Here is a 19,110-nt window from a genome sequence, read left to right on the forward strand (position 1 = left end):
CCGGCACCGGCTCGGCGCCGGGCCCGGGGACCCGGGCCCCGGTGACCCGAGGCCTGGGTCACCTCCGTCAGCCCCCGGAGAGCAGCGACTCCAGCGTCCGTGCCGTGGACGGATGCCGGGCCACGAGCACGGCCCCGCCCGGCGCGCCCGCATCGGCCGTCGCCCACGCGCCGTCGCACCCCAGCAGCCCCGCCACCGCGTCGCACGTGGCCGGATGCGCGGACAGCAGGGCCACGCCCGGCGCCGCCGGGCCGCCGGAGACGGCCCACCCCTCGTCGCAGCCCAGCAGCCCGGCCACCGCGTCGCACGTCGCCGGATGGGCCGTGAGCAGCGCGGCCCCCCGGCGGCCCCCGCCCTCGGAATCCGTACGGCGGCCCGCGGGCGGGGCCGGCGGAGTCCGCCACGGCGGTATCCACGCGTCCAGGGCCGCCAGTCGGCCCGGGAACACCCGCCCCGCCTCACGGATCAGCAGCGGGGCGAGGTCCCCCGCACCGGAGCGCAGGGTGGTGATCAGCAGCGGCAGCCACGGCAGCAGCACGGCGTCCGGCAACCGGCCGAACGCGTTCGACACCGCCTCCACCACCACGTCCGCCAGTCCCGGCACGGGCTCCAGCGCGTGCACGAAACCGCTCAGGTAGCGCGGATAGGCGGGCACCACCAACGGGTTGTCCAGCAACCCGGAGCACCGGGACCGCAGTTCCTCCCGCGACAGCGTGCCGAGCTGCACCCGCGCCGCCCACAGCAGCGCCGTCTTCGCGGGCTCCTCGGGGTGCGACTGCCCGACCGACAGCTCCAGTTGGGCCCGGTCGCAGCCCAGCGACAGCGCGAGGCCCTCCATGCTGAACAGGAAGCCGAGCATCGCCGCGACCTGCCCGACCGTCGCCTCCTCGTCCCGGAACGCCGTGGGCAGCAGCGTGCAGTAGTGCGCGTAACCGGTCTTGACGAACGACTCGATCCACGCCGGCAGCACCGGCTCACTGGTCCGGTAGTACGCCAGCAGCGCACGCACCCGGCGCAGCACCTCCGGAGCGCCGTCCACGCTGCGTTCGGTCGCGAGCACCTTCAGCGCGTGGGTGCCGAGTTCGTCGGCGAGGCGCCGGCTGCGCAGGTACAGGGTCGCGTCCTCGACGGCGGCCAGTACGGTCGCCGTCGTCGCCTGCGGGGCGTAGGCCTCGCGCCGCAGCCGCTGTTCGAGGACCTGCTCGATGCTGACGCCCTCGTAACCCAGCTCGATCAGCGCCCGCTGGTGCGTGCCGATCGCGAGGTCCCAGGACTCCTGGATCGACCGCTCACCGAGCCGTCGCTCACCCATGATCGGCCGCGCCGCGCCGTGCGGCATCAGGCGCCGCAGCATCCACAGCACGTCGGAGCAGGCCCGCAGCTCCGGCCGCGAGGCCATGTCCAGCAGGGCCCGCTGCACACCGCGCTGCTGGAGCTTGAGGCCGAGCGGCGCCAGCCGGTCGTGCACGTCCCGGGCGAGCGGCGGCAGCGCGTCGTAGCCGACCTGGCCGATCCGGTCGCCGCCCATCATGATCTCGACCAGGCGCCGCACGTCCCGCCGCCCGGGAACGGCGTCCTTCTCGATGCAGGTGACGGCCGCGTCCTGGAAGTCGTACGGCGTCGGCTTGGCCCGGTCCCGCATGCCCGCCAGCAGGATCGACGTCTCGAAGACCGCGATGGCGTCGGCGGTGGAGGCCAGGTAGCCGTTGCGCCGGGCCGCGCGCACGATGTCCACCGACCAGCCGAGCAGTTCGGCCTCGTCCAGGGCGTCGAGCACGGGCGGCCGCCGGAGGAAGCCGGACAGCCGGTCGGCGGAGCCGGTGGCCGGGGCGCTCGCCCCGGGGAGCGGCGCGGCCGCCTTCGCCGTGCTCTTCTTCGTGCCCGCCTGACCCGCCAGCCGGTACGGCCGCACCCGGGTGCGCCTGAGGCTCTTCGCCCACTCCGTCGCCGCGATCGACACGGAACCGGCGGCCAGCCCGAACTGCGCCTCGATCGCCGCGTGACTGGACGGGATCAGCCCGTACTGCCAGGTGGTGCCGGTGCGCGGCGATATCGTGAACGTGTCCGCGCCCCGCACGCCGAACTCCTCGACGCGGCTGGCCGCGTGGAACGCCCCGCACACGTACAGGCAGTCCGCCGGGTCGGTGCCGGTCGCCCGCAGGTGCTCGCGCATCCGCGTCCACATGTACCGCTCGCGGTCCTCGTCCACCCGGACCCGCGTGCTGTCGCCGGGGGCGAGCCGGCGGAACAGGCTGCCGACGAGGAACATGACCTGGCGGTAGGTGTCGTGGTCGCACCTGCCGTCGCCGAGGGGCACCTCGACGTACTGGTGCCACCACTCCGACCAGTGCCGCACCTTGCCGTGGCGCAGCAGGTGCTCCTCCAGCTCGGCGAACCGGGGCCGCAGATCGCCGATCTCGACGCCGACGGCCTCGCCGTGCAGCCCGGCACCCTCCTCCACCGGTGCGTCCGCGCTGTGGGCCGGGGCGTCCGGAGCCTGCTCACCGCGGGTGTCCCACTGGAACACGTGGTCGGCGGACCGGTCGACGAGGACCAGTTCCACGCCCGGGGTGTCCAGGGCGTACGCGATGGCCTGGTACTCGGCGGACGCCTCCGTCAGGGGCGCGACGACCGACAGCGGCGCCCAGTCCTGGGGGAAGCCGTCGACGTCGCCGGCGAACGCCTGCACCGCCACCGGCAGCCGGCAGTTGCGCAGCTCGGTCAGCAGCGGCGCCATGTCCTCGCACAGCTCCAGGTACACGGCCTTGGGCTGCTTCTCCCGCAGGCGCCGCGCCATCGCGGTCGCCGAGGCAGGGGAGTGGTGGCAGACCGGGAAGATCTCCAGCGGTTCGCGGATCGCCCGGTCCACGTCGTCGACCAGGCCGAGCAGGATGCCCTCCAGGGCGTCCGGACCGCCCGCGAACTCGGCCGCCGCCTGCTGCAGTTGGCCGCGCAGGGCGTCGAACGTGCCGCCGCCCCCCTGGGCGGGCGCGGCCACGACGGTGTTCTCCTGGGCCCCGCTCATGACAGCGTGGCGATCGCGTCGCGGCCGCCCTCCAGGAACTCCGGCCAGCAGCCGCCCTCGTCCTTGCTGCGCGGCTCGACGACGCCGTGCAGGTACTTGTTGAGGATGGCCAGGTCCTCGGGCTCGCGCCGGGTGAGGGAGCCGACCAGCGAGGACGCGAGGGTACGGGCGGTCAGCGCGCGCTCGCCGAAGAAGTTGCTGTGCAGGACCGCGTCCTCCAGCACGCCGATCTGCTCCGCCGTCGACAGCGCCGACTCCAGCTTCTCGTCGTCGCTGCCGGCCGCCGCCGCGGACGCCCGCAGATCGGCGAAGCTCTGGAGCAGCACGTCGAGCAGCGTCGGCGGCACGTCGAGGTCGATGGAGTGCCGGCGCAGCAGTTCCTCGGTGCGGAAGCGGACGATCTCCGCCTCGCTCTTCTTGTTCGTCACCACCGGGATGCGCACGAAGTTGAAGCGGCGCTTGAGCGCGGACGACAGGTCGTTGACGCCCCGGTCGCGGCTGTTGGCGGTGGCGATGATCGAGAAACCGGGCTTGGCGAACACGATGTTGTCGTCACCGCCGCCGCTCTCCAGCTCGGGCACGGAGATGTACTTCTCGGACAGGATGGAGATCAGCGCGTCCTGGACGTCGCTCGTGGACCGGGTCAGCTCCTCGAAGCGGCCGATCGCGCCCGCCTCCATCGCCGTCATGATCGGGGACGGGATCATGGACTCCCGGGACTGGCCCTTGGCGATGACCATGGACACGTTCCACGAGTACTTGATGTGGTCCTCGGTGGTGCCGGCCGTGCCCTGGACGACCAGCGTGGAGTTGCGGCAGATCGCGGCGGACAGCAGCTCGGCCAGCCAGCTCTTGCCGGTGCCGGGGTCGCCGATGAGCAGCAGACCGCGGTCGGAGGCGAGGGTGACGATGGACCGCTCGACGAAGCTGCGGTCACCGAACCACTTCTGCGACACCTCGCGGTCCAGGCCGTCGGAACGCTCGGAACCGAGGATGAACAGGCGGACCATCTTGGGCGACAGGCGCCACGAGAACGGCTTGGGGTTGTCGTCGATCGACTCCAGCCAGTCGAGTTCCTCGGCGTACTTGATCTCGGCGGGGGCGCGCAGCAGGTCGGACATGGAGGGGAGGCCTTTCGTACGGTGATCGGAGGGGGACGGCGCGGACACACGTCCGCCGATCAGGTGAGAAACGTCTTGAGTTCGTGCACGAGCTTCTTGATGTGGCCGGAGATCACCGGCGTGCCGAGGTCCTTGAACCGCTCCCGGAACCACGGGTTGACGCTGCCGCGCCCGGAGCTGGTCACCGAGCCGACGGGGATGAACCTGGCCCCCGAGCGGTGGATGGCGGCCATGCTCTCGAACAGCTCCGCGTACCGCCATTCGTAGAAGTCGGAGATCCACACCACGACCGTGTTGCGCGGCTCGGCGATCTTCGGCTGGGCCAGCGCCATGGCGACCGTGCCGTCGGTGCCGCCGCCGAGCTTGGTGCGCAGCAGCGTCTCGAAGGGGTCCTGCGCCCAGGGCGTCAGGTCCAGCGCCTGCGTGTCGTACGCGACGAGGTGGACGTCGACCTTCGGCAGTCCCGCGAAGATGGACGCCAGGATGGTGCAGTTGACCATCGAGTCGACCATCGAGCCCGACTGGTCCACGACGACGATCAGCCGCTGCGGCGTCGTCTTGCGGCTGGTGTGCCGGTAGTAGAGGCGGTCGACGTAGAGCCGCTCCTCCTCCGGGCTCCAGTTGGTGAGGTTCTTCCAGATGGTGCGGTCGAGGTCGAGATTGCGGAAGACCCGCTTCGGCGGCACCGACCGGTCCAGCTCGCCGACCGTGGCCTTCTCCACCTGGGTGCGCAGCACTTCGGTGACCTCGTCGACGTAACGGCGGATCAGCGCCTTGGCGTTGGCGAGGGCCACGCCGGAGAGGTTGTCCTTGTCGCGCAGCAACTGCTCGATCAGGGACATGCTCGGCGTCAGCCGCGAGGCGAGCTGCGGATCGGCCAGCACCTCGCGCAGGTGCATCCGCTTGACGAGGTCGCCCTCGATGGCACCCAGCTCCGGGCCGATCTCGGGGATCAGCCGGCCGAGGTCGGGCGCGGGAGCGCCGAACCCGGTGCCGGTGGGGCTGACACCCGTCCCGCCCCCCGCACGGCCGGCACCCCGGGGGCCGCCGGGCGCGCCGGGACCACCGGCACCGCCGCGCAGACCACCGGGCCGGCAGCCCAGCGCCCGCTCCAGCCACCCGGCGTCCGACTGCCAGCGCGCCAACTGCTCGGCGGTGACGGTGCCGGGCCGGGACGCGAAGACGTTCAGCAGCACCTTGGACGCCAGCGCCGCGCGCCGCACCTCGGCGGCCCGGTCGCGCGCCCCGTCCTCCTCAGGCTCGGGCACCATCACCCCGTCGAACTCGGCGGCCAGCTCGGGATGCCGCTGCACCACGGAGTCGACGGACGCGCCGGGGTCGAGCAGCGCGGCGGGCAGACCGATGTCCTCGACCACGGCGAGGCTCGCCGACTCCAGCGTGGCCTGCTCCTCCGGGTCGAAGAGGCGGGCCAGCAGACGCCAGTACAGCACCTGCCGCCGGTTCTCGTCGGGGTCGGGCCCGGGGGCGTCGCCGTGGGGGAGGGGGGCCGTCGCGGTGCCGGGGACCGCCGCGGCCCGGCCGGCCGCCGTGTCGCGGCCGGGCGTTCCGGCGCGGTCGCCGGCATCGCCCCGGCCGCCCGTACTGCCCTGCCCGGGCGTTCCGCCGTGGCCGCCCGCATCATCGTGGCCTGGCGTTCCGCCGTGGTCGTCCGCGACGCCGTGGCCGGTCGCTTCGTCGTGGGTCATTTCCGCAGCAGCTTTCCGGCGCGTTCGCGCAGCACCTTGACGGCGTCGGTCGCGGCCTTCTCCGCCCGCACCCCGGCCTTGTCGGCCGTACCCCCGGCCCAGGCACCGGCGTGCACGGCGACCGCCTTCTTCCGCACCGTCCGCTCCACCGCGAGCGGCTGGAGCAGGAACTCCCCGGCATCCCAGCGCAGCAGCCCGACACACGCGCCGGACGCGGCGACGACCTCGGGGGTGAGCGGCCCGGCGGCCGGCACCCGGTCGACGTCGACGACGAGACGGTGCCCGGCGATCCGCAGGGCGGTCCCGTCCTCGTCCTCCTCCACGGCGTACCCCTCCACCAGCACGGGCACGGCGATCCGCGCCGGATGCCGGTCGAGAGGCGCGACCGCGGACGCGACGGCGGTGGGCAGGGCCACCCGGGCGGTGGTGAAGACCTCGGCAGGTTCACCGGCGCGGGCACGGGTGTCGTCCCACACCAGGTCGCCCTCGGCCGTGACGGGCATCGCGTCCAGCTCCATCGTGCGGCCCTCGCTCACGGCCGCGAGCAGGGACATGCGCGGCCGCAGAAGCTGCCACAGCCCCGCCCCGACGACCGTGTCGGGCTTCGGCGCGGACACCGAGGCCCGCACCAGCCGGGTCGCACCGCCGTCCGAGGGCTCGAACACCGCGTGCACCTGGGCCTGTACGGCGGTGGCGTGCTCCTGCACGTCCACACCGAGCGGCAGCAGCCGGCCCGACACCTCGGCCACGCCGGCGGGGCGGGCCGCTCCGGGCAGCGTCAACAGCAGGGCGCGCGACCACAGATCGGCCCAGCGGCGCACCGGAACGCGCTCCAGGGTCGCCCCCGGGCAGGACGCGGCCAGCTCGGCCGCGAACCCGTCGAGCAGCGTGGCCAGGCGGCGCAGCGCCGGGTCGGGCAGCATCGCGGAGACGACGGGCGCGGCCCCGGCGACGAGTTCGTGGTCGATGCCCTGCCAGCCGGCCCGCGCCAGGTCGCACAGCCAACTGCGGGCCGCGGCATGCAGGTTCGCGGCGTACTCCTCACCCGCGGACGGTGCTGCGGCCTCCGCGGCCGCGGGCCGACCGGTGACCTCGTCCACCCTGGCGACCAGCGCGTCGTGCACCGAGCCGAGCAGGGCGGTACGGGCCGCGGCGAGAGCGACGAAGTGGTCCTCGCCCCCGGCCCCGGCGGCCGTCTTCTCGGCGGCCTCGGCGGCCCGTGAGGCGAGCGGCGTCCCCGCGACGGCCTCGGCGAGCCCGGTCAGCCCGCCGGCCTGCCCCGGACGGGGGCGCAGCAGACCGCCCACCAGGACGTCGTCGAAGCCGTCCACGGCCGCGAGCGCCTCGTCCAGTCCGTCGATGGCGTCGGACAGCAGATCGGCACGCATCAGGCCACCGCCCTCGTCGTCGGGAACCACTGCATCTCGGGCAACGGCTCGGTCACCGGCTCGAGTTCGAGGTACGCCAGGTGCCGCAGGAACCGGCTGAACACCTGGGCCGCGGCGGAACTGTCGGCCTGTGCCGGCCGCGTCGTCGTCATGGCGAGGGTGACCGCGTGGGCGTCCGGCTCCGCGGCCTCCACCTCCACCTTCAGGTACCGCGCGACCCGCTCCGCCCCGTACTGGAGCGCGGCCTCGCCGATCAGCGCGCGTATGTGGTTGCAGAACATGCCGCGCGCCCCGCCGCAGGGCCGGTTGTTGTTGGTGCTGCACGCGAACGCGTACGTCCCCGCCTCGACCGACGACACGTAGACGCGCCCGATGTCCGACCCGCTGGACACCACGCCCTGCAACCGCCCGTCGGCCAGCTCCACGAACGGCACCTTGGCCAGCTTCCGCGGTCGTGCGGCCGGGACCACCCGTGCCGTACTCGACCTCTCCCAGACCGACAACGCACCATCTCCCATGCATGCGAAAGGGGGGCGTTCACGCCACCTCGGCGGAACGAGATCGAACTTATCGCCGACCACTGACAACGCCGCGTCCGCCTCGTGCGCGGGGCCGCGCGGCCTCTGCTCGTGTCCGACGTCCACGGACTCCACGTCGCCCTCGACCTGCCCGGCTCCCCGCCGGCCCCTGACCGCACCGGCGGACGGCGGCCGGGCACCGACCGTGCGCCGGGAGACGCACCCCGACGAGTCCGACGAACTGCGCACGATCTGCGGTGGCCGGCCGCCCGATCCCACTCACGGGAAGGGGGGAGCGGATGTTGCTCCTGTTGCGCACCTTGACGGTTCGACGGAACGGGCCGCTACTTGTGCACGGGACGTTGGGCGGTTGTCCATGTCCGGGTCAACAGGAGTGAGGAGCAGCCGCGCATGGTCGTGTCCGGTCCACCCACCACCGAAGGGCGCCGGCACCATGCCCGGGGCCCTCGGCCCGATACCCATGCCCATGCTCCCAGGCGGTGCGGATGAAGAAGAGACTGGTCGGTGCGGCAGCCGTCCTCGGCGTCCTCGTCACGGCGGGCGGCCCTCCCGCCCAGGCGTCGTCCCCGGCCCCGGAGCCGACCCGGCAGGCACTGCCGCTGGGCCCCTCCGACCTCACCGAGACCCGCACCACGACGACCCTGCAACCGGGCGTCACCCTCACCCGCATCGTGCGCGGCGACGCCGACCCGTCCCTGCACTGGACGGTCGAGGTCTCCATTCCCGGCGGTGACACCTCACCGGACCCCGACGCGCCGCCGACGGCCCTGAAGGACAGGGCGAGCGCGGACGAACTCGCCGCGAAGCTCCGGCGCGACGGCTTCCCGGCCCGCGTGGAGCAGGTGACGACGGAGAAGACGGCCGACTACGCCGGGGGCACCCTCGGCTGGCGCGTACGCATCGGAACGTTCACCTCCCAGGCCGCCGCGACTGCCGAACGCACGCGCCTGAGGGCCGCGGGCCACACCGGCTCCGCCGTCTTCACCGGCTGGGACGGCGCGGCCACGGACCGCGGTCCCTGGCACATCGACGTACTCACCATCGACCCGCGCCGGTTCCACGGCGGCCTCGGGGCCTCCTACGGCCCGGACCTGGAGAACCGGGAGACCACGACCGCCCTCTCGAACGCGGCCGGCGCCACCGCCGCCGTCAACGCGGGCTTCTTCGTCCTCGACCCGAAGGCGGGCGCGCCCGGCGACCCCGCGGGACTGGGCGTCTACGACGGACGCCTGCTCAGCGAACCGGTCGGCACACGCCCCAGCCTGGTCCTCCACGACAACGGCGGACGCACGGAGATCGCCCGCTACACCTGGCGGGGCCGGGTCGCGGCCCACGGCACCTCCCTGACCCTGAACGGCGTCAACCGCGTACCGGGCCTGATCAGGAACTGCGGCGGCAGCGACGGCGACCTGCCGACGTCCCTGCCGCTGCACGACGTCACCTGCACCAACGCGAACGAACTGGTCGCCTTCACCCCGGAGTTCGGCAACCGGACGCCGTCCGGCGAGGGTGTCGAGGCGGTGCTGGACGCCCACGACCGCGTCGTGGAGGTGCGTTCACCGCGCGGCGGCCCGCTCCCGCCCGGCGGCGGCTCCGTCCAGGCGACCGGCGCACGCGCCGCCGAACTGACCGCCCTCGCACGCACCGGCGGCCGGCTGAGCGTGACGACGACCCTGCTGGACGAGCGGGGCCACCGCGTGACGCCCTCGCCGGACACGGACATCGTCAACGCGGGCCCGGAACTGGTGCGTGACGGACGGCTGCACGTCACACCCGCCACCGACGGCATGGTGCACCCGGGAGACCCGAGCTGGTACTACGGCTGGGTGCACAAGCGCAACCCGCGCACCCTCGCGGGCGTGGACGCGGCCGGCCGCACGGTACTCGTCACGGCCGACGGACGCAGCACCGAGGCCCTCGGCCTGAGCATCCTGGAGAGCGCCAGGATCGCCGAGGCCCTCGGACTGCGCGACGCGGTCAACCTCGACGGCGGCGGCTCCACGACCATGGTGGCCGACGGCACGGTGATCAACGACCCGTCGGACGCGGCGGGCGAACGCCCGGTGGGGGACGCGGTGTTGATCACCCCGAGCCGCCACTGACCCAGTCCCGGTCCCACCGTTCACTCAGCGACGAACCGCAACCGCAGGGAGCATCCGTGCCGGCGACCAAGACCGTCCTGACGACGTTCAGATCCCGCGTACTCCTCGTCCTCGCCGTCCTCCTGGCCACCCTCGCACCGACCGCGCCCGCAATGGCGGGCACGGACGCACCCCGGCCGTCGTCACCGCGGGGCGCGGAGGTCGTGGCCGTCACCCGGGTCGCGGACCGCCAGGTCGACCTGTCGGTACGGTCGCGGGCCCTGGGCGGCAGGACCGTGAACGTCCGCCTCCTCACCCCCGACGGCTGGGACCCGGACGCCCGGGGAGGGCAGCACTGGCCGACGCTCTGGCTGCTGCACGGCTGCTGCGGCGACTACACGTCGTGGACCCGGATGACCGACGTCGCCCGGACCGACAGCCTGCGCGACGTCCTCGTCGTGATGCCGGAGGCCGGCTGGAACGGCTGGTACAGCGACTGGTGGAACCACGGCGAGGGCGGCGACCCCGCGTGGGAGACCTTCCACACGAAGGAACTGCGCCACCTCCTGGAGCGCGACTGGGGCGCCGGCCCCAACCGCGTCGTCGCGGGCCTGTCGATGGGCGGCCAGGGAGCCCTCCTCTACGCCGCCCGCCACCCCGGCATGTTCAAGGCGACGGCCGCGTACTCGGGCTCCGCGCACCCGCTCCTCGACGCCGAGTCGGTCGGCCGCATCATGGGCTTCTTCGCCGGCCAGGGCAACGATCCGCTCCGCGTCTGGGGCGACCCGGTGGCCCAGCGCGCCGTCTGGGAGGCGCACGACCCGTACTTCCTGGCCGAACGGCTCCGCTCGATCCCGGTCTACCTGTCCTGCGGCGACGGCACGACGGGCCCCCTGGACGCCCCGGGCGCGACGAGCGCGCTGGAGGCCGACTTCAACCGCCAGAACCACGCCCTGGCGGGGGAGCTGCGGAGGGTGGGGGCACGGCACCTGACGACCAACTTCTACGGCCCCGGCACGCATGGGTGGGCGTACTGGCAGCGGGAACTGCACGCGTCGTTGCCGATGCTGCTGGGGGCGTTGGGGGTGGAGGGCTGAGCGGCCGTCGGTTGCCGTCCCACCCCTCCCACTGGTTGACCTGAGCATGGCGGCCTGGGCAGGGTGAGCCGGTCCGCGTTCCGTCTCTCCCCAGGAGTCGCTGTGACCGACACTCCCGCCCCCGGCCCGGCCGCACGCCGCCCTTCCCGCCGCGCCCTGCTGCGCACCACCGGACTGATGGCCGGTCTCGCCGCGGCCGGCCTCCCCACCCCCGCGGGTGCGGCCGGACTCCCCGACGCGGAACAGGCCCCGAGCCCCGTGGCCAAGGCCCCCGGACCGGCCGCGGCCGAGGGCCGTGAACTGCGCGGGGAGTGGATCGCCACCGTCTCCAACATCGACTGGCCCTCGCGGCCCGGCCTGAGCCCGGCCGAACAGCGCGCGGAGTTCGTCGCACTGCTCGACCGCGCCCGGTCGGTGGGGCTCAACACGGTCTTCGCCCAAGTGCGCCCGGCGGCGGACGCCTTCTGGCCCTCCCGGTTCGAGCCGTGGTCGCAGTACCTGACCGGAACCCAGGGGAAGGAGCCCGGTTACGACCCTCTGGAGTTCATGGTCGACGCGGCGCACGCCCGCGGACTGGCCCTGCACGCCTGGTTCAACCCGTACCGGGTGTCACAGCAGTCGGACGTCACCAAGCTCGTGCCCGGCCACCCGGCGCGACGGCACCCGGAGTGGATCGTCCCCTACGGCGGCAAGCTGTACTACAACCCGGGCATTCCCGAGGTCCGCGCGTTCGTCGAGGACGCCATCATGGACGCGGTGGAGCGCTACGAGATCGACGGCGTCCACTTCGACGACTACTTCTACCCCTACCCTGTGGCCGGTCAGGACTTCCCCGACGACGACGCGTTCGCCGCGTACGGCGGGGACTTCACCGACCGGGCCGCCTGGCGCCGGCACAACGTGGACCTGCTGGTGAGCGAGATGTACGACCGGGTGCGCGAGGTCCGGCCCGAGGCGGCCTTCGGCGTCAGCCCCTTCGGCATCTGGCGCAACGCCTCCAGCGACCCGCGGGGCTCGGCCACCCGCGGCACCCAGGCCTACGACGCCCTGCACGCCGACACCCTGGGCTGGGTGCGCAACGGCTGGCTGGACTACATCGCCCCGCAGTTGTACTGGAACATCGGTCTCCCCGTGGCCGACTACGCCGTCCTCGCCCCGTGGTGGGCGGACGCCGTGCGCGGCACCGGCGTACAACTGTGGATCGGCCAGGCCGTGTACAAGGTCGGCGACCCCGCCCAGCCCGCCGCCTGGCGGGACCCGGCCGAGCTCTCCCGGCACCTGACGCTGGACAAGGGACTGCCGGAGATCAACGGCGAGATCCTGTTCAGCGCGAAGAACGTGACCGCCGACCCGATCGGAGCGATCAGCACCCTGACCGCCGACCACTGGCAGCGGCCCGCACTGGCTCCCGTCCTGCCACGGCTCGCCGACGGCCGGGCGCCCCTGCCCCCGCTCGCGTCGGCGACCCGGTCGGCCGACGGCGCCATCCGCATCGACGTCCGTTCCCGGGGCAACCACGTCCCCGCGCTCTACGCGGTCCGGCTCAGGGGCGCGGACGGCAGCGACACACTCGTGGCGGTCCTGCCGGGCGCCCGCAGCACGACGTGGACGGGACCGACGGCACCGGAGGGAGCGGCCTACGCGGTCGCGTCGGTGGACGGCGCCCGCCGCGAGAGCACGCTCATCGGGGTGAGGCCGCCCAGCCACTGAACGAAGCGGCGGAGGTGTGCCGAGAGTGCTGCGCGCTCGGGCCGTCCACTGCCGCGCCCAGGCCGGTGCGCCGCCCCTTGCAAGGCGGCGCCCGGAGTGCGGAGAGGGAGGCGTTTCGGCCGCATTTTCCGTATTACCCCCGAGCTCCCCGGTGAGCGGCGTACGTTCACGTGCATGTCTGAACCTCTCACCCCGCACGCCTCGGCCGCCCGTCCTTCCCGCCGTACGGTGCTCAGGGCGGCCGCGGTCGCCGCCGCGGTGGTCGGCGTACCGCTCCAGGCGTGGACGGCCGGAGCGCAACCGGCCGGGGCCACCCCGTCGGCCACCGCCTCGTCCGCGCCCGAACTGCCCGCCGGACTGGTCGCGTACCGCACCCCCTACGTGAACTGGTCGGGGGAGATCACCCACGCCGGCTTATGGGCCTGCGCACCCCGCACCGCCCAGGACGTCGCGGACCTCGCCAACTGGGCGCACCGCGAGGGCTGGCGGCTGCGCGCACGCGGCAAGGCGCACAACTGGTCCCCGCTCACCATCACCGGTCCCTCCGAGCCGGACGAACGGGTCCTCCTCCTGGACACCACCCGCCACCTCACCGGCATGGAACTCGTCACCCCGCCCCCCGGCGCGCCCGGCGCCGTCCGGGCGCAGACCGGAGTGCTCCTGGAGACCCTGATGGCCTTCCTCGCCGACCACGGACTCGGAGTCACCAACACACCGGCGCCCGGGGAGCTGACCCTCGGCGGCACCCTGGCCATCGACGCCCACGGCACCAGCGTGCCGGCCGCCGGGGAGACCCCGCGTCCCGGCCACACCTACGGCTCGCTCAGCAACCTCGTCCTCTCCCTCACCGCCGTCGTCTGGGACACCGGACGCGCCGAATACGTGGTGCGCACGTTCCACCGGGGAGCCGACGACGAGTGCGAGGCGCTGGCCACCCACATCGGACGCGGACTGCTGACCGAGGTGGTGCTCCAGGCAGGCGAGGAGGTCCCGCTGCGCTGCGTCAGCCGCGTCGACATCAGCACCGACGAACTGTTCGCGGCGCCCGGCAGCCCGGAGGCCGGCCGTGGCAACACGTTCGCCGACTTCCTCGACCGCGCGGGACGTGTGGAGGCCATCTGGTTCGCCTTCACCGACCGGCCCTGGCTGAAGGTGTGGAGCCTCAGCCCCAGGCGTCCCCTCACCTCACGGCCCGTCAGCCACCCCTACAACTACCCCTTCAGCGACGTCCTGCCGACACCCGTCGCCCGCCTCGCGGGACGGCTCGTCGGCGAAGGTGCCTGGTTCCTCGCACCCGAACTGGGCCTCGTCCAGTACACCGTTGCGGCGACCGGCCTCACCGCCACCCTCGCCTCCGACCTGTGGGGACCCGCACACGCGCTCCAGTTCTACCTGCGCCCCACCACCCTCCGCGAGACCGCGAACGGCTACGCCATCCTGACCCGGCGCGCCGATGTCCAGAGAGTGGTCTCCGAGTTCGCCGCCTACTACAGCGAGCGGCTCAAGTCGGCGGCGCTGCGAGGCAGCTACCCGGTCAACGGCCAGGTCGAGATCCGCGTCGGCGGACTGGACAGCCCCGAGGAGTCGGCGGCCCCCGGAGCCCGCCCACCGCTGCTGTCCGTGATCCGGCCGCACCCGGACCACCCGGAGTACGACTGCGCGGTGTGGGTCGACGTGCTCACCCAGCCGACCACGCCCGGGGCGCACGCCTTCTACCGCGACCTGGAACGCTTCCTGCTGAGCACCTTCGACGGCGGTTACGCGCTCACCCGCGTCGAGTGGTCCAAGGGCTGGGGGTACACCGACACGGCCGCCTGGTCCGACGAGGAGGTCATCGGCACCGCGGTGCCGGCCTCCTACGGGCGCGGCCAGTGGGCGGAGGCGGTCGGTATCCTCGACCGCCTCGACCCCCACGGCGTCTTCGGCAACGACTTCACGGACCGGCTGGTACGGGTGTGACGCCGTAACCTGGCACACACCCCTCGCGACCCCACACACGGACGGTGCCCCGCAGGCCGGCGACATGCCGGCCCGCGGCTCCGCGAGAACAGCTCATACGTCCGCCTCCACCAGGAACTGGCTCGGCTTGCCCGACCAGGAGACGTACAGGCTGTCGCGGGCCCTCGTGCAGGCGACGAAGAGCAGGCAGCGCTCGGACATCATGTCCGTCTCGTGCTGCTTGGGGTCCACCTCGGGCGGCGTGACCGCCTTCGCGAACGGCAGTGCCTCGTCGTCGACGCCGATGACCGCCACGCAGCGGAACTCAAGCCCCTTGAAGGAGTGCATGGTCCCCACCCGTACGGTCGTCCCCTGCCCGGCGGCGTCGGTGGAGCGGAGCGTCGCGGCGGGGACACCGGCGTCCTTCAGGCGGGCGACCGCCTTGGCACAGGTCTTGTTGAACCGGGCGCTGACCCCGATCTCCCCGGCGCCGACGCCCGCGTCCATCCACGTCCGCACCTGGGTGACCAGCGCGTCCAGTTCCGCCTCCTCGGACTTGGCCGGGTGGACGGTGGGCCCGTCGCCGTGAAGGGCGGAGCGGTAGCCGAGCAGGGTCTCGTTGCCGTTCTCGTCCTCGAGCCGGGCGATCGGGCGGCCGATGAGCAGGGCGGTGGACCAGCGCAGGATCTCCTGCGTGCTGCGGTAGTTCTTGCGCAGCTTCACCGACCGTCCGGCCACCTTGATGCCGAGCGACTTCAGCGACACCTTCGAGTCGTAGATCCGCTGGTGCGGGTCGCCCGCGATGAACAGGTCGTCCGGACGGGCGGGAGCCGCCGCCCGCAGCAGACGCCACTGCGCCGGGTGCAGGTCCTGCGCCTCGTCCACCACGACGTGCCGGTACCGCGGCCCCGTCTCCTCCAGCAGCCGCGCCGCCTCCGCGCACGTCTGCAGCCAGGTGCGGCGCCCGTCCGCGGCCAGGCCGGCCGTGAACCGCTCCATCGTCTCCCACACCAGCGGTCGCTCGGCCGCGGTCAGCCGGCTGCCGCGTCCCCGCCGGTCCGCCGCCTCGTACTCGGCCAGGGTGCCGATGCCCTGCGCCAGGACGACATGGCGGTACTCCTGCGCGAGGAACTGCGCGCTGCCGGTGAAACCGGTCGCCTTGGCGGCCTTTCCCCAGCGGCTCACCTCCTCGTTGTGCAACAGCGGCCGCAGCGGCACGGCGTCCGGCGCCTCCGCGACGACGCGGCTGGCGAAGCCGTCCACCGTCGAGATGTCCACCCGTTCGCGCAGTTCCGGATCGTCCACCAGGGACTCCAGACCGGAGCGCAGCGCGTTGACCAGGGCGTTGGTGTACGTCGTCAGCAGGATGCGGTCGCCGTCGCGCAGGTGCCCGAGCAGGTGCTTGACCCGGTGCAGCGCGACCACCGTCTTGCCGGTGCCCGGCCCGCCCGTGACCTGCGCGGGGCCCGAGTACGACGACCGGTACGCCACCTTGCGCTGGGAGGGGTGCAGGAAGACCCGCCAGGCCGCGAAGGGCTTCTCCAGGATGTCCCGCAGCTCCTCGGGAGCCGTCACCAGCGCGATACGCGCCCGGGTGTGCTGGATCGCGGTCTCGTAGTCCCCCTGGTCCACCGGTTGCGTGGTCGCCCGCAGCGCCGGCGCCACGATGTCCTGCCAGACCTCCTCGACCGTGCAGCCGGCGGCGAGGTACTGCAGTACTTCCCGCTGGTCCTGCGGCAGCAGCGGCGCGAAGACGTCCAACTGCTCCTGGTCGACGAGCGACCGGGCCTGCCGCAGCGTCTCGTCGTCGATGCCGAGCGCCTTCAGGTCCCCGTCGGAGAACTTCGCGAACAACCGTTCCTTCGACGAGGCTTCGGCCACCTGCTCATAGGCCGGCGTGATCTCGTCCAGGGTCGCCGCGTCCCGGATCTCGACGGCCCGCGTCACCTCGTTGATGCTGGACCTCTGCTTCATCGCCCAGGCGATGGCCTTGTCGTGCGGCATCACCCGCAGCAGGACGAAGGTGTCCCCGGAGGGCGGTGCGAGTACCACACCGCGCCAGAACTGGTCGATGCGGATCGTCCGTATCTGCTTGTCCTTCGCCTTCACCAGGCTTTCCAGCTTCAGACCCTGATCCTTGAAGAGCTGGTCCAGGGTGAGCCGGTTGAACTTCTCCCAGGCGTCGAGCACACCCTTCCTGACCGGGGGCTGGAGCTTGGCGAGTTCGGCGAAGAAACCGATGTCGAAGGCGAGCTGCGGCATGCGGGGATCCTAGTGCCCGGCCGGCCTGCTGCGCGGACGAAGACCAGGTCAGGGCGCAGAACCGGCGCTGTCACCATCGAGATCCAGACGGATCACCGCCAGGGTCTCGGCCACCTCGGCGGTCAGCTCGTCGTCCGGGCCGAGCACCACGCACAGGTCCGCGTGCAACGGTTCCAGGACGTCGAAGGCCTCCGCCGCCCGTTGTTGCGCGAGGAGCAGCATGCCGATGTCGCGGCGCAGCTCCACGGCGTTCTCGCTGACGTCGCCGTCGACGGCCCGCACCGCGTCGAGCACGCCGTTCAGCCCGGCCAGCGCCTCGGTCACCCGGCCGAGTTCGCCGCGGCAGCGTGCCGCCTGGGCCCGGCACTCCAACGCCTCCTCACTGCTCGGGCCGCTCACGCGTCCGTAGGCGTCGGCGAGTGCCTCGAACTCCGGCAGTGCGGCCCGGTGGTCACCGGCGAGCTGCCGGCTGACCGCCCGCCACGAACGCAGCCGCAGCACCGCCTTGCTCTCCGATCCCAGGGACCGTGCGGCCGGCTCGATCAGCTCACCCACCACGTCGGCGGCCTGCGCGTACCGTTCCTCTTCCATCAGCGCCAGATAGTGCGCGTGGACCTCGCGGATCTGCTCCCGCAGCGCCTCCCGCTCGGCCGCGGGCACGACGGGCGGCACGTCCGGTCCGACGGCGGGCGAGGCGGCCTGCGCGCCGCCCGTGGCACCGGCACGCGAGCGGGGCGCGTAGGGCCGACGGAAGATGCCGGTCGGGTCGGGCGTCCCGGCGGGCCCCGCCTCCTGTGGGGCGGCCTCCTCGCCGGGCACCGGCAGGAACGGCCGCAGCCGCTCGTACACCTCCTGCACGTCCGCCGGGCGTGCCTCGGGCGCCTTGCGGAGCAGGTGCAGGACGAGCTCCTCCAGGGCCGCCGGCACGTCGCCGCGGAGCTGCCGCAGCGGGGGCGGGGCCGCATTGACATGCTGCATCATCAGCTGCCACTCGCTGTCCCCGCTGAACAGGGGCCGCCCGCCGAGCAGTTCGTGCAGTACGCACCCCAGTGCGTACAGGTCGGTGCGGGGCGTGACCCGCGCGCCGCGGACCTGCTCCGGTGCCATGTACTGGTGCGTCCCGATCGGACTGCCCGTCGCGGTCAGCTTGGTGACGTCCGTCCGCAGGATCGCCGCGATACCGAAGTCCAGCACCTTCACCGTGCCGTCCCGGGCCACGAGGATGTTGCCCGGTTTCAGGTCACGGTGCACCACCGGCACCTCGTGCGCGTACGACAGCACCGTCGCGACCTGTGCCGCCACGGCCACCGCCCAGCTGACGGGGAGCGGATGATCCGGGTGTACGTACGCGGTCAGGGGTACGCCGTCGACCAGCTCCATCACCAGGAACAGTTGCTCGTACGACTCGTCCAGCACCGCGTCGTACACCTGCGGCACGCCCGGGTGCTGGATCCGTGCGGTGACCCGCGCCTCGCGCCGGAACCGCTTCTCGAACTCCTCCGCCAGATGCGGCGACGTGACGGCCTGCGGGCGGATCAGCTTCACGGCGACCGGCCGGTCCAGCACGGCGTCGTAGCCGCGCCAGACGTCCCCCATGCCGCCGTGGCTGAACTGCTCCAGCAGTTCGTAGCGTCCCGCGATCCGTCGTACGTCCGGCACCTGGTCCCCGCTCCCGCCCCGTCGAGTGTCCGAAGGGACCAGTCTCGCGGGCGTGCTTTCACGCGTCCAGCCAGGTCCCGGAGCAGGTGTGCGATCAGGTCAGGCCGACAGCGGTGCACTCCGCCCAGACGGTCTTGCCGGGCCCGCCCGTGGAACGGGGCGAGCATCCCCAGCGGTCGGCCAGGGCCTCGACGAGAAGCAGTCCGCGTCCGCCGTCGCCGTCCTCAGATACGGCGGCGGGGAGGTGGGGGAGCCGGTCACCCCGTGTGTCGGTCACCTCGATGCGTACGGTCCCGGTCGCGGGGTCCGCGGTGAGCAGGACGTGGAAGTCCCGGCCGGCGACGCGCCCGTGCCGTACGGCGTTGGCACACAGCTCCGACGCGATCAGCGTGACGGTGTCGTGCGCGTCGCTGCCGTACGGAACGCCCCAGGCGTCCAGCCGGTGCGCGCACAGGCGCCGGGCCAGGCGGGCGCCTCGAGGGGTGGAGCTGAAGCACATCGCGAACCGGTGCACCGTCACGGGTGGTTGTGTTGCGGTCATGCACTCACGGTGGCGCCCCGTGGCCTAGCGTGACCAGCAGTGA

The 19,110-nt window shown here is 73.1% G+C and carries 11 protein-coding genes and 1 pseudogene; 4 read left to right on the forward strand and 8 right to left on the reverse strand.

Annotation, left to right across the window (positions count from 1 at the left end):
* Window positions 1–67: 67 nt before the first annotated feature.
* The 5 genes from ACH499_RS09005 to ACH499_RS09025 are packed head-to-tail and all read right to left on the reverse strand — an operon-like array spanning window position 68 to window position 7,758.
* The gene (locus ACH499_RS09005) at window positions 68–3,025 is read right to left on the reverse strand and encodes a hypothetical protein (protein WP_399014424.1); all 2,958 of its coding nucleotides are present in this window, start codon (window positions 3,023–3,025) and stop codon (window positions 68–70) included.
* Window positions 3,022–4,146 carry an AAA family ATPase gene (locus ACH499_RS09010; RefSeq protein ID WP_365604725.1) on the reverse strand — a complete coding sequence of 375 codons (1,125 nt, stop codon included), beginning with the start codon at window positions 4,144–4,146 and terminating at the stop codon, window positions 3,022–3,024. Before ACH499_RS09010 ends, ACH499_RS09005 begins: the two co-directional genes overlap by 4 nt.
* A gap of 59 nt (window positions 4,147–4,205) precedes the next feature.
* Window positions 4,206–5,852 (reverse strand): VWA domain-containing protein, encoded by a 1,647-nt coding sequence (locus tag ACH499_RS09015; protein ID WP_399014425.1) that lies wholly within the window; start codon window positions 5,850–5,852, stop codon window positions 4,206–4,208.
* Complete coding sequence (locus tag ACH499_RS09020) at window positions 5,849–7,240, reverse strand: hypothetical protein (RefSeq protein WP_399014426.1); 1,392 nt, start codon at window positions 7,238–7,240, stop codon at window positions 5,849–5,851. The genes ACH499_RS09015 and ACH499_RS09020 overlap by 4 nt, the downstream gene beginning before the upstream one ends.
* A complete protein-coding gene (locus ACH499_RS09025) occupies window positions 7,240–7,758 on the reverse strand; it encodes a hypothetical protein (protein ID WP_356201214.1) in 519 nt (172 codons plus the stop codon). The genes ACH499_RS09020 and ACH499_RS09025 overlap by 1 nt, the downstream gene beginning before the upstream one ends.
* Window positions 7,759–8,264: 506 nt before the next feature.
* Between ACH499_RS09025 and ACH499_RS09030 the strand changes: the two genes are divergently transcribed.
* From ACH499_RS09030 to ACH499_RS09045, 4 genes and pseudogenes are all read left to right on the forward strand, one after another.
* The gene (locus ACH499_RS09030) at window positions 8,265–9,881 is read left to right on the forward strand and encodes a phosphodiester glycosidase family protein (protein ID WP_399014427.1); all 1,617 of its coding nucleotides are present in this window, start codon (window positions 8,265–8,267) and stop codon (window positions 9,879–9,881) included.
* Window positions 9,882–9,937: 56 nt separating this feature from the next.
* Window positions 9,938–10,957, forward strand: coding sequence for an alpha/beta hydrolase (locus tag ACH499_RS09035; protein ID WP_399014428.1), 1,020 nt, complete (start codon window positions 9,938–9,940; stop codon window positions 10,955–10,957).
* A gap of 177 nt (window positions 10,958–11,134) precedes the next feature.
* Window positions 11,135–12,367, forward strand: a pseudogene (locus ACH499_RS09040) (glycoside hydrolase family 10 protein); the annotation flags it as partial.
* A gap of 474 nt (window positions 12,368–12,841) precedes the next feature.
* Complete coding sequence (locus ACH499_RS09045; protein ID WP_399014429.1) at window positions 12,842–14,626, forward strand: cholesterol oxidase substrate-binding domain-containing protein; 1,785 nt, start codon at window positions 12,842–12,844, stop codon at window positions 14,624–14,626.
* 93 nt (window positions 14,627–14,719) lie between these two features.
* Here ACH499_RS09045 and ACH499_RS09050 read toward each other — a convergent pair whose 3' ends face one another.
* The 3 genes from ACH499_RS09050 to ACH499_RS09060 all read right to left on the reverse strand — a co-directional run bounded on the left by ACH499_RS09050 (window position 14,720) and on the right by ACH499_RS09060 (window position 19,067).
* Window positions 14,720–16,867 carry a UvrD-helicase domain-containing protein gene (locus tag ACH499_RS09050; protein WP_399014430.1) on the reverse strand — a complete coding sequence of 716 codons (2,148 nt, stop codon included), beginning with the start codon at window positions 16,865–16,867 and terminating at the stop codon, window positions 14,720–14,722.
* A 48-nt stretch (window positions 16,868–16,915) separates the two neighbouring features.
* Complete coding sequence (locus tag ACH499_RS09055; RefSeq protein WP_399014431.1) at window positions 16,916–18,526, reverse strand: protein kinase; 1,611 nt, start codon at window positions 18,524–18,526, stop codon at window positions 16,916–16,918.
* A gap of 94 nt (window positions 18,527–18,620) precedes the next feature.
* Window positions 18,621–19,067 carry an ATP-binding protein gene (locus ACH499_RS09060; protein ID WP_399014432.1) on the reverse strand — a complete coding sequence of 149 codons (447 nt, stop codon included), beginning with the start codon at window positions 19,065–19,067 and terminating at the stop codon, window positions 18,621–18,623.
* Between the last annotated feature and the right edge of the window lie 43 nt (window positions 19,068–19,110).

This window comes from Streptomyces sp. NPDC018947, from assembly GCF_044390505.1.
Taxonomy (GTDB): domain Bacteria; phylum Actinomycetota; class Actinomycetes; order Streptomycetales; family Streptomycetaceae; genus Streptomyces.